The organism is Flagellimonas meridianipacifica (assembly GCF_003001695.1).
GTDB lineage: Bacteria > Bacteroidota > Bacteroidia > Flavobacteriales > Flavobacteriaceae > Flagellimonas > Flagellimonas meridianipacifica.
In genome coordinates this window covers 191,963-204,785 of the sequence record NZ_PVYX01000002.1, presented here as the reverse complement: position 1 = coordinate 204,785, position 12,823 = coordinate 191,963, and the positions used below count along the sequence as shown (strand labels likewise).

The 12,823-nt window shown below is 42.4% G+C and carries 6 protein-coding genes; all 6 read right to left on the bottom strand.

All coding sequences use genetic code 11. The annotated features are described in order from the left end of the window. Nucleotides 1-10: 10 nt before the first annotated feature. On the bottom strand, nucleotides 11-1,426 hold the full coding sequence (locus tag CLV81_RS10760; protein WP_106145139.1) for an L-fucose/L-arabinose isomerase family protein: 1,416 nt from the start codon (nucleotides 1,424-1,426) through the stop codon (nucleotides 11-13). Between the two features lie 111 nt (nucleotides 1,427-1,537). Further along, nucleotides 1,538-3,010, bottom strand: coding sequence for a sulfatase (locus tag CLV81_RS10755; protein ID WP_106145138.1), 1,473 nt, complete (start codon nucleotides 3,008-3,010; stop codon nucleotides 1,538-1,540). Between the two features lie 6 nt (nucleotides 3,011-3,016). Beyond that, entirely contained in the window at nucleotides 3,017-5,812 is a 2,796-nt protein-coding gene (locus CLV81_RS10750) for a family 78 glycoside hydrolase catalytic domain (protein ID WP_106145137.1), read from the bottom strand. Then, nucleotides 5,809-8,160 carry an alpha-L-rhamnosidase-related protein gene (locus CLV81_RS10745; RefSeq protein ID WP_106145136.1) on the bottom strand — a complete coding sequence of 784 codons (2,352 nt, stop codon included), beginning with the start codon at nucleotides 8,158-8,160 and terminating at the stop codon, nucleotides 5,809-5,811. The genes CLV81_RS10750 and CLV81_RS10745 overlap by 4 nt, the downstream gene beginning before the upstream one ends. Next, a complete protein-coding gene (locus CLV81_RS10740) occupies nucleotides 8,157-11,327 on the bottom strand; it encodes a glycoside hydrolase family 2 TIM barrel-domain containing protein (RefSeq protein ID WP_106145135.1) in 3,171 nt (1,056 codons plus the stop codon). The genes CLV81_RS10745 and CLV81_RS10740 overlap by 4 nt, the downstream gene beginning before the upstream one ends. After that, nucleotides 11,324-12,736, bottom strand: a complete 1,413-nt coding sequence (locus CLV81_RS10735) for a sulfatase family protein (RefSeq protein ID WP_106145134.1) — start codon at nucleotides 12,734-12,736, stop codon at nucleotides 11,324-11,326. Before CLV81_RS10735 ends, CLV81_RS10740 begins: the two co-directional genes overlap by 4 nt. Nucleotides 12,737-12,823: the final 87 nt, after the last annotated feature.

Sequence of the window (12,823 nt, the reverse complement as noted above, 5' to 3'; positions counted from 1 at the left end):
TCTTGTATCCTTAACAAATGTTGATATGTCTGATGTTCAACAAATCTGCAATCTTTCCAATAGTTGAAGATTTATGCCCCACACCTATTGCACAATGATGTGATGGACCTGCCATTGACCATTGATTTATGAATTCCCGTATGGAAATGGAAAATTTGTATCGAGAATTCGTATTTCCAATATGCAACGTGGGACCATCTACCGAAGCACCCTCGGCGGTAAGCAGATAGATCTCTCCTATACTGTTTTGGCATACGGATAATAGTGTTACGGGACCGCTAGCAACCTTCATCTGAATGGACAATCCTTTTCCTGGCTTTCCATGATATACGGGTACAGGTACCAAACCTACTTTGCCCTCGGCTATCGTAAAATGGGCTGGGCCATCGTGGCCAAGCAAAATAACATCATCTTCAAAATCCATAGCATAAAACTCCGAAAAGGAGCCTCCGGAACCCAAAGCATCCATAATCTTCATCGCCTGAACATTTTTTATTTCACATTCTCCGGCCACGGGTACATTTTTCCCTGTGAGTAAGGTGAATCCAGGAATCAGAGAGGTTACTATATCTTCATAAGCAGAGTCTCCATCTCCCTCATAATAATATGCCAAGGACCCTAATTGGAATGCGTCGACCAATGCATCCAGTGCGACCGAGGTTTGAGCGGCCCTTCGCACTTCATCAGGGTCACATTCGGGCGAAACATCAAACAGTTCCTTGAATTCCTCGGTCTTTTGCAGAATCTCTTTTTCGGATACATTGTCCCGTAATTTTTTTAACGTTCCGAACTCGAGGATTTCAAAATGATTTCCAAAAGTAGCAGCCTGTTGGGTAAGATCGCTATAGACATCCAGCATTCCATTGTAGTAATGCCCCAAAACCCCTACCCGATTATTATTCATCGTCTTGACAACTTCTAGGGCATCCATGAATTCTTTGATTTCATTCCACACATAATCTTCATCCAGATATCCAGAAATCAAATGAAACTTGATATTGGCTCTATTAAAGACACTGGCTATCTCTGGTGCCACACAACTTTGGCAATAGGCAAGCCATTCTCCTGTCATTTTACCTCTATCACCTATAGCATTGATTTTTTTATAATCGATGGCTTTTTCTGGCTGAAGATTAAGGACAATAATGGGCACCTTGGTCTTTTGCGCTAGGGGCAATACGTTCTGGGAAGGCGCGTAGGTGGAAATAAAAAGAAAAATACAGTCAACATCACTTGTATTAAAGAGAGCAGCAGCCGTATTTGCTTTGTAGGGATTATCCACCATTCCTGCATCAATGACTTCCACTTCAAAACCTTCAATTCTTTTCTTTATGATACTCTGATATTCAATCAATCGTTCTTGTAATCCTTCAAACTGTCCCCAGTAGGTATCCAACCCTATTCCAAATAGTCCAATCTTAATCATAAATCGAAATTTTTAAATTATCGGTTACCGCTTTCATAGCAAAAAAAGAATTGCTCTGATATCTCTATTTGTTTCATTGACAAGAATGGTGAGATACTCGACCATTCGAATTTATTCTGAACCGCTTTCACCAATGTAATCCGGATTAGGCTCAGGAAATTTTGCGTTCAATTCCTTTAGTTCTTTGTTCATTTTCTGTTTTAATTCTTCGAGCTTTTCAGTTTCCACGTTGGATAAATCCTTGCTTTCAGAAATATCTTTCTTTAGATTGAATAGCTCATAAGTATCGTCTTCATACGAATAAATAATCTTCCAATCCCCTTCGCGGTAGGCCGTGCTGGGCTTACTTCCCTGATGATTGTAATGCGGAAGATGCCATAACAGCCCACGTTCTTTCAATTGTTCGCCTTGAAAAATGGGCAATAGGCTCATTCCATCTGATGTTTGCTCTAAACCAACAATATCCATGAACGTGTTGTAAAAATCCTGAGCTGTTACAACCGTTGAGTCTATACGAGCATTTTTGATAACCCTAGGCCAATGTATAATTAGTGGTTCACGAATCCCACCTTCGTAAACATATCCCTTGCCTTCTCGAAGCGGTCCATTGTCAGTTGGTGGGGTATGCTTAATAAATTCAGGTAGACTAGGCACATGCAGTCCGCCGTTATCCGAAGTGAATACAATCAGAGTGTTTTCATCTAAATCCAGGGTTTTGAGCGTGTTAATAATTCTGCCCACATTTTCATCAATGGATTCTACCATGGCTGCGTAGTGGATATTGGGCATGGTCTCTGCGGTAGTATCTGCTCCCCTCTTTCTTCTATATTTTTCCACGAGCTCGGGTTTTGCCTCAATGGGTACATGGGGCGAATAGTAGTTGAGGCTTATGAAGAAGGTAGAATCCTTCTGCTGCTCAATGTATTCAATGGTTTTGTTGGTAAGTACATCTGTTAAATAGTCTCCTTCTTTTGATGTGTTTTGTAGTTCGGGTTTTTCACCTGGGGTAAAGAAGGGATAAAAAAAGCTTTTCGGAAGTCCATTCCAAGCTCCCGCAATGTTTAAGTCGAAACCTCGCTTATCCGGGGTGAATTTTCCCCCACCCAAATGCCACTTTCCAAAGAATGCCGTTTTATATTTCTTCTCTTTCAGCGCTTCTGCGATTGTTTTGAATTCCAGCCCTAATTGTTGCGCTATGGGAGGCGTCTTTAACTTTTGATCAGGTCGTGCCGGTGGATTCCCATGAATATGTTCAGTAATGTCAACACTGATTGGATGTAAGCCGGTAATGATACTAGCCCTAGAGGCACTGCATAGAGGTGCCGGTGCATAGGCATCCGTAAATCGTATACCTTCGTTGGCGAGTTGGTCCAAATTAGGGGATTCAATAAAATCATTTCCGTAACAAGTAAGGTCGTACCAACCCAAATCATCGGTTACAATCATGATGATATTAGGGTCTTCGGGTCGTTTTTCTTTACAAGAAATCAGACAAACGAAAAAAAGAGGAAAGGAAAGGTATCTCCAATTAAAGTTTTCCAGAATTTTCATATAAAAGTAGTATAGTCCGTTAACTGCAAGCATGTTTTTTCATTCTTCTTTCATCCGAAGTACCAAATCATACACCCCCGAAGTGATTTCAAAACGATTGGCATCTGGAAGCGGTTTTATCCAGGTATCATAGTTCGCAGCGTTTTGAATAGTAAATTCTTCAGGTAGTTTTAGCAAAGCCTCGGTATTTACAGGTATTTCAATATGATAATACACCTCATTATTCTTGTTTTCCCAATCACTTACAATGGTACCTTGAAGGGAATTACATGAGGTTTTAACCCAATCAAGGTCTGTTTCCAGGCCTGGTTGCAAGGTAATTTCTTGTTTGTTTGAATAGTCTATCTTGATGCCTCCGAGGTGTTCGTACAGCCAAAATCCAATATTGGTGGCAAAGGGATGGTGATTGGTTCCGTATCCCGCAGCATTCAAATTTTCACCCATGGTACTACGCTCGTCTTCCACAAAATGTAACCACCCTGGACTTTCTTCTTGCAGAACCATCCGGTACATGATATCCTTGTATCCATGCTCTGAAAGGTATTGTATCAATGGCCGTACTCCGATAAATCCAACTGAGGTGTGATAATCATTGTCTCTTATCGCCTCAAGAAGTCTTTCAACGGCCTTCTCTTTCATTTGCTCTGGTACTAATCCATAAAAGAGCGCAACCGCTTGTCCGGTTTGTGACCGATTTCCGTACCAACCTGTTTCTCTATCCAAAAACCTGTTGTTGAAGGCTTTTTTTATCCTTTTGGCATGATTGGTATAGGCTACGGCATCTTCTTGCTTTCCCAGCATTGAAGCATGTTTCGCCGTGATTTCACATAGATAATGATTAGCCGCTGTGCTGGTCAGTTCAACTGGGGTCAAACCAGGGCCCCAACCTTTCGAGCCGTGGGTTAAATCCAACCAATCGCCCAATGACCAATACACAATATCATCCTGTGCAGTGGACATTACAAAATCCGTGTATTGCTTAACAGGTTCGTAAGCTTCTTTGATGATGGTCGTGTCGCCCGTATTTTCAAAAAGTTCCTGGGCCACGTAGGCTATGGTACCCCCCCACCATGGGTCGTCATATTGAATGGTGGTATCTTTTTGTGCCTTGGTTTTTTCCAAAAATCCCCAGCCATTGGTTGGGATAATGGGTGGTACGTGTCCCGTAGGCCCTTGAGCGTCAATGTGGTCTTTTAAATATTTTTTGTAGGTGTTGATGGCGTCAAAATTATACAGGTAGGATTCCATGGTGTTCATTCCTCCATCATAGGTCCAGCCCATTTTTTCTCGGGTGGCCTCTTCACCAGGCATGCTATGCACCGAGTTGAGCAGGGTGCGTTTTACCGCGGCGTGCAGTTGATTCAGTCTTTTATTGGAGCTTTCGAAAGTACCTATCTCCTGCAAATCGGTATGGACTGATTTGGCTTCAATAGATTTGATAGCTTCCGTTGGAACGCCTTCAACTTGAACGTATCGAAACCCATGATAGGTGAATCGAGGTGAAAATGTGTCCGCCTCTTTTTTACTTAAAATCAACTTCCCGTGTTGAAACCTGCCCCATGTGTGACCTGAACTATGTTTTACGTTCAACGTCCCGTCCGGATTCAAAACTTCATTAAAGAAGATATCCACAAGGGTGCCTGATTCACCTGCGATTTCAATATCAGCATATCCCGTGATGTTTTCGCCGAAATCAAAAACCGTGATGTTTTCTTTGGGACTCCAAGTACTGTCTGGCTTGAAGCTCATGGTTTCCCTAAGTGGAGGCATATACTGATAAGACAATTTGCCTAACGGCGCGGGAACCTGCTGTACCTCCTTCCATTGGGAAGGGTCAAAGACCATAGCATTCCAACCTTCAATATCAATTCTTGCGTCGATGGTTTCCCCTCCACGAATACTATTGTAAACGATAGGTCCATAAGACCATTTCCAGCTACTGTCCGAAACAAATGTCTCAGTTTCCCCATTTTCATATTGAATGCGCAATTGACACATCAGCTTAGGTGGTGTTTTCCAATTGGCCTTTTCCATCTGAAAAAGGTCACGCTCGGTATGATTATAGAAACCGTTGCCTAAAACAATGCCTATGGTGTGGTTAACGTTGTTTTTCAAATCTTTGGTGACATCATATGCCGCATATTTCACTGTTCGCTGGTAATCGGTAAACACAGGATCCAATACACGGTCACCTATCTTTTTCCCATTTAGGTATAGTTCGTAATACCCTAGTCCCGAAACGTATACAGTAGCTTTGGAAATCGTTTTTTTAGTTTCAAACTCTTTTCGCATATAAACAGCCAAGGAGTCTGCACTGTTAAAGGTTCTAGTATCATCATATAGACTAAAGGGCTCACGTCTATCGCTAACTTCGGCGTATTTGTTCGATATCCAGCTTGCCTCCCAGTCCTTGGAGTCAAGCGGCCCAGTTTCAAAGAAGCTAGGTTGACTCCATGCACTCACCTTCCCTGTTTCGTCCCAAATACGAACTTTCCAGAAATACTCTTGGAAGGCTTTAAGCTTGACCTTTGTGAATCTGATGTTCATGTTTTGGGAAGAGGACACTTTAGCCGAGTTCCAGATATCTGCATCGACATCGGTAAGAAGCGTATCGGACGAAGCCACCAAAATCTGATAAGCCGATTGCGACTTGGCTCGTTCATCGGACGACATTTTCCAACTTAACAGGGGACTCTTACGGTCAATGCCAATGGGGTTATTTAGGTATTCCACAGTGAGCGTATGGACCTCAATGGAACTTGATTTGTTGCATGCCGAAATAATTAAGATTAAAAAAACGAGGGAAGCAAGTTTCGTACTAATTTTTATCATCATTCGGCTTTAATGGTGTACTTCCCCGAATCAACTTCAAAGACTTTGTATCCTTCGCTTTCTTTTGGCCGCAGTTCTTCTCCATTTACGATGATTCTCTCATAAGTTGAAAGAATGTAAATAGTTGTTTTTGTCCCTACCGGAACTTCTATGACCAACTGATAGGTTTCTTCATTTTTCAATTCTACCTTAACGGTTCCCTTTACCGTAGGAACCACGGCAGAAATATGTTTTAAAAATCCCGGTTGGGGTCTCACCTGAAATGTTTCCCATCCAGGGGAAGTAGGTACTATACCTGCAGCATACTGATACAGCAAAGTAAGGCCTCCACCACTCCATGCGTGATTGGTGGTTCCTCCACCAAAACCTTCCACACCAATACCCCAGCCTTCCCACAAGGTGGTATAGGTGGTATCGCGTACCATTTTGGAAAAGCGTTCTTTCATGCGACGCAAGGCAAAATCCTCGTAACCCATCTTGTACAAAGCTTCAAGCACATATTTTTCCATATAAGGACTGGCATGTTTTTCAGTTTGAAGCACTTGATGGATGGCTTCGTATTTGTTAGAATCTGCCAAGCCAGAAACGACTGCAAGACCCTGGGAACGATCATCAGTTTTTCCCTTATAATCTTTTGACCGATAATGGTCCCTCTTCCAAAATTGTTCGTTAAAAGCAGTTTTGAACCCCTTCATAAGATATGCCACGGAATCGGTTTCTTTTTGCCGTCCTATGGCTTCCGACATTTTGGCGTAGCCCTTAAGTGCCAAATAATACTGGGTATTCATTAAAAGAGGAATATCCCGGTTGTCGCCCCAGTCACCCCAGGTCCAACCCCCTTTTCGAATAGTTACCGTACCATCATCTTTAAGTTTCCAAAGTGATAGATAGCGCCTAACCGGTTCATGTACTTTTTTAATCGTTTCAAGATCACCCGTGTTCAAGTAATAGTTCCAAAAGCCATAATAACCAATACTCATAAGCATTTGCCCAGGTAATTCCTGATTCCAATTTCCAGCGGGCATGGGAGAAAAAATGGTACTATCTGGACGTTGCCAGTTCATTAGTTCCAACATTCCTTTGCGCATCAATGCATCTGCCGAGCGACTTAAGGCATAAAAGGCTTCACCACTTTCCAATACCACATCGCCCCACCATTGGGCACGCTCACGGCCTGGAGTGTCCATATAATTGTCTCGCATGGTCACGTATAGCGTACGGACTGCTTTCTTGCACATTTGATTGTAAAAATCATCATCCACATGAATGCTGCCGGCGAGTTTAGTGTCATATCCAGTTTCGCGATATTTTAAATCAAGGACTTCAATATCCTCAGGAATTACGTAGTACATTACATGCCCATTAATCCAGCCTAAGGATTCATGGACTTGCTCTCCTTCTTTAGTGATGTACTCAGCCCGTACGTTATATTCCGAGCCCCCTTGGTAATTATCGGTGAGCATCGTAATTTTTTCACCTGCTTTTGCATTGACTTTCAAGAAGGGCGTGGCCTGTGTGTTGTAAGGTAGCTTACACTTGATGGTGTCTCCTTTGCTGATAAAAGGAAAGCTAATTTTGTTTTCATAGGCTTTTAATCCGGAATCCTTCCAGAATGGAATGGGTCTTTTGACAAGATTGTTCCAAGGCGTGGTGATCCCTGTTCCGAGTGTTTTTGCAGAAGGCCAATTGCTATCATCAAATTTGGGATTTGTCCATACTGAAATATCTTCCCTTGCATCAAAAACCACGTTGGATTCGGGTAATCGCCAGTTGGGTTCGGGGTCTGCACTTTCAGAAATGTATGCAGGGTGGGGTATTGCTTTCCAGGTATCATCCGTTTGGACCATCAACTGACCGTTTTGATACAATTCGGCTATCATTCCTGCCTGACCACTAGATTTATGGGTCATTCCTTCTTTACCAAAATACCAAACCAACAGGGCCAAGGTATTTTTCCCTTTTTGAAGTTTTCCACTCAAATCCACTTCATCATAATAGGTGTCGTTAGGCGTTGGACCTCGTTTTAAACCACCCTCAAAAAGGATTATTTCACCATTGAGGTACAACCAGTATTTGGAATCGACTGCGATACGTAAAATTGTGGAAGCCTCTACATTTTCAACTTCAAATTGTTTTCGAAATGCAATCCAAGCGTTTTTTTCCGATAAAACCTTTTGAGTAGTAATCCAACTGGCTTGCCATTTCTTCGTTATGATTGGATGATAATCGTATTGCTTTGCATAGGATTGTTTTTGGGTCTCCTCTTGTAAATCACATGATCCGAGCATCAATAAGAGCATGAACAAGTAACAAGCCCTAAATTGAATCCTATGTGATTTAAATATTTTCATTGTAAAGGAATTATCTTAAATGAGTAGCTATACGGTATTGCATCGACCCAAAAAGCCTTATGCGGACGTGCATCCAAATTCCAGGTGTTATCTCCACCAACTCCCATTTGTTTGTGGTCGATGTTCAAGGTAATCGTTTTTCCGAAAGTCAATTCTTCTATGCGATTGGCCTTTTCAATCTGTTTTTGGGTGAAGGGCCAGGCACTGAAACTTACCGGATTATCAACGGATTCAATTCGGAGGCCCTTTCCTTCCGGATTTGTTAATTCCGCCCAGTATACTTCAGCTTTGTTACTGCTTTCCTGAGGACGAACATAGTAGGTAAAATCATTCTTAACCGATTCTTCATAATTTCCAAAAAAGGCACCTGTTTTTTTATCGGAATAGCTTTCCAAGGGTCCTCGTCCAAACCATTGCAGTCGGTCATATTCCGAAGGAATCTGTAACTGCCAACCCAGTCTTGGCATTTCAGGTATATTGGCTTCAGGCTGGAATTGGTAGTTTACCTGTAGGACTCCTTGGCCATCAATTTGGTGAGACTGGGTAACTATAGCGTTGGAGTCGGCCAGCCTATGTGTTGTAATGACCTCAATGCCATTTTCGGTACTTAAGGTGATCATGTTCAGAAGCTCTTGATTCTCGGAGTCTGTTTTCCAGATGCCCTGCCTTTTTTCCATCCCTGACGCTCCATCGTTATCTGTCGGCGGTCGCCAAAAGTTTGGTTTGGGAGCCGTGCTGACCATATTTTCCCCATCAATTGCATAGGTGATCAAACGACCCTCTTTTTTATCAAAGACTACTTTTATGTTGTTGGTGCTTATGGTAACCTCAAATGCTGATTCAACGAGCCTTGGAGATACTGTTTCCTTAACCATTTTTGAGCTAGGGATATAAGCCAAGAGAAACTGCTCGCCGGCCACTGCATAGCCTTTCTTCGCCCAAGGCCGGTCTTCTTTTAAAATGAAGGAAATGGTAAGGTGGTATCGAAGCCCTTCTTTGGCTTCAAAAACTGGTAATTCTAATTGTATTGCTCCTTTTTGACCTGCTTCAATATCGGGTGAAGCTACCGAACCTTGATGAAATGCCACACCATCCACTGTGATTTCCCAAACCACGTCATAAACGTCCAAGTTTGTTCTGAAATGACGATTTTCAACGGTGAATAGGCCTTTGGAAATGCTATCCTTGGTAATTTTGACCCGCTGCCATACATATTTGGCCTGCCATCCCCCTGATTTTATTTTTCCATCAGCAGAAATCAGTCCCTTTTGAACAGGATTTAAATCTGCTTGTGCCTGGCCGAAATCTTCACCATGTTTCCACAATGGCTTTGCATCCTTACTTTCCTTAAAAACCAATTGGTCCCTCCAATCCCATACGAACCCTCCTACAAGTCTCGGATGTTTCCGAATAGCTTTCCAGTAGCCTTCTAAATCCCCTGTGGAATTGCCTTGGGAATGCGCATATTCGCACCAAATCACCGGTCGATTGTCATCAGATTTTGTGGCCAAATCAGTCATGTCATCGGTAAGGCGGTACATTCTACTCAAAAAATCGGTGTAAACACGATCTTTTGGTTCAGGTTTCGGCCAGTTATAGCCATAGATGTTTTGAGCACCTTCGGCGTGTACCGGCCGAGTGGGGTCAAATTCCTTAATCCAGAACGAAAGTGCAGCATGATTGGGTCCAAAACCCGCTTCATTCCCAAGGGACCAACTCACAATACTAGGATGATTCTTATCCCGTTCCACCATCCGGATGCCACGTTCCAAAAAAGTGGTATGCCAAGCGGGAATGTTACTGAACAAAGAGCCTTTACCATGACTTTCAATATTGGCTTCATCCATCACATAAATGCCGTACTCATTACAAAGCTCATACCAATATGGCGGATTTGGATAGTGGGAGGAACGTGAAGCATTTACATTGAGCTGTTTCATAAGTTCGGCATCCCGGCGCATAGCTTCTTTGTTTTCAGCCTTTCCCATAAGTGCATCCCAATCATGGCGATTCACACCGTAGAGCAACACTGGGATTCCATTTACTTTAAACTGTCCGTCTGAAATATCAATCTCTCGGAAACCTACACGGGTACTGCGTGCTTCTACAAACTTTCCTTTTTCATCTTTCAACGAAAGAACCAAGGTGTACAAGTTGGGAAACTCGGCCGACCATTTTTTGGGATTCTTTACATCAACCTTCATTAAGTTTTCGAAGGGTCGGTTTCCAATTTGCGGATAATGCTCTTTCAAAATCTTTTCTACAGTAATTTCCAAAGGTTCTGAGAGCACTGCTTGTTTGTTCTCATCATACAATTGTGCAGAAACTTTCCAGTCCTGGGTATCTTGCTTTTCAAACTTGACTATTTCGGGACGAATCTGAAGCGTAGCATGTTCATAATTTTCGTCCAAATCCGTTCGAACTTCAAAATCAAACAACTGTACTTTGGGTGCTGCTTCCAGATAGACTTCACGCGTAATTCCGCTCATACGCCAATGATCTTGATCTTCCAAATAACTACCATCACACCATTGCATAACCTGTAGCGCAATTAGATTTTCTTTTTCCGTCAGAAATGGGGTAATATCGAACTCGGCCGGAAGGCGATTGTCTTCGCTGTACCCAACATAATTTCCATTGACCCATACCTGAAGTGCAGACGATGCAGCCCCCACATGCAAAGTTACTTGCATATGTTTCCAGCTTTTGGGAATGGTAATACGCTTTCGGTAACTCCCGGTCGGATTGTAATCTTCAGGAACATTGGGTTGGTCCACCCCTTTCTTTTCCCAAATCTGATGGGTCAACCGGTGCCATGGTTTACCATAACCATGTAGCTCCCAGTTGGACGGTACAGTCAATCCTTTCCAATTACTATCAGGATAGGACGGTAGAAAAAAGTCCAGTGGTGCTTTGGATGGCGCCTCAGCAAAGTGAAACTTCCAAGTCCCGTTTAACGACAGTTTTCTTGGCGAAGCATCTCTATCTGCCAAGATGGCCAATTTTTCATTAGGATAGGATATGGATGTAGCTCTTGCAGGTAGTTTATTGACATTGACCACCTCAGGATTTTGCCAATGGGGAATCTGCTGTCCATTAGCTACCGTGATTATCGCAAGAGCGCAGATACAAATAAGATGTAAAAGCGACCAATACCCTCTTCTCATTCCGCCATTTTTTTAAGAATGGAATAGGTGTTCTTCATCTCTTTTTCCAAAGAGTTTGCTTCAGGATTTCCAATCAGATTCTTGATTTCCAAGGAGTCCCGTTCCAAATCGTACAATTCCTCAAAAACAATATCTGTCGTATCGCGGTTCATAAAGTATTTCATGTATTTTTTTTCTCCTCTTACTACACCTTCCGTACTTGGAATGTAATAGGCGTCTGATGATTGCCAGAGATGTTCATAAAAAAAAGCATCGCGCCATTCCATTTGAGGATTTTCTATTAGCTGGGTAAGGTCTTTGCCTTGCATGGAATTAGGTGGCTTTATCCCAGCCAAGGATAAAATGGTTGGGGCCACATCGATGTTCAATACCTTTTGCGAAAGCTTTTTTCCTTTTTTCGCATTGGGTCGGGAATCATATATAATCATAGGAATGCGAATTGCTGGGTCGCTGCCGTACCATTTACCTGCAAATCCATATTCCCCTAAATAAAAGCCATTATCGCTGGTATATACAATAATCGTATTCTTATCCTGACCTTTTTCCTTTAGTTTTTCCAAGATACGGCCTACAGTAACATCCACCCCATGAATTAATCTGTAATAGGCCTTAATCGATTCTTGTTGCTCTCTTGGAGTGGCAAATCGTTGTTTCCAGCGATTTGTAGCCACATTGTTTTGGACAAACCTTTCAGGAAAATGATTTTGGAAATCTGGAGAAGATGTTACAGGAACTTCAACGGTATCTTTTACGTATAGATTTTGGTACTTTTCATCGAAATGGAAATAGCCGTACCCATTGCTTTCATCCACATGTGGAGCCTTAAAGCTTACGGACAAGCAAAAAGGTTGCGTTTTGGACGCAGCCATGTCGATAAACTCCAATGCCTGATTTCCCATCTTTTGGGTCAGGTGTAATGAATCCCCTTTTTCATCCACAGCTTGGTATGTGCCTTGTCCTGGAAAACCCCTCCAATAATCGAAGTGCCCCTTAGGTAATTTGTTTCCCACGCCATACTTGCCAATGAAGCCTGTCTGATACCCTGCTTTCTTTAGTAGCAATGGATAGGTGTTTTGAAGTTGTTCCTCTGAAAAGTTCTTAGCAAAGCCCCAGATATTGTGCCGTCTGGCATATTGTCCGGTTAAGATACTTGCACGGCTCACCGCACAAATGGAAGTAGTTACATAGGCATTCTCAAAGTATACCCCATTTGTTGCCAATGTATCCAAATGTGGCGTTTTGAGTGTAGTATTCCCAGCGTAGCTGAGCGCATCCCAACGCTGATCATCGGTAAGAAGAAAAATAATGTTGGGTTTGGCATCCTTACCGACCTTCTTTTGGGGTTTACAGCCCAAACCAATACAGCAAACTATCCAAGCTATTTTTATGTAAGACCAAAATGTTTTCATGTATAAGCTAAAGCGGCACAACCCTTTTTGGATTGTACCGCCAAGTTTGAAACTAAACTAACTCAAATTACTTATTGAGATTCTCTT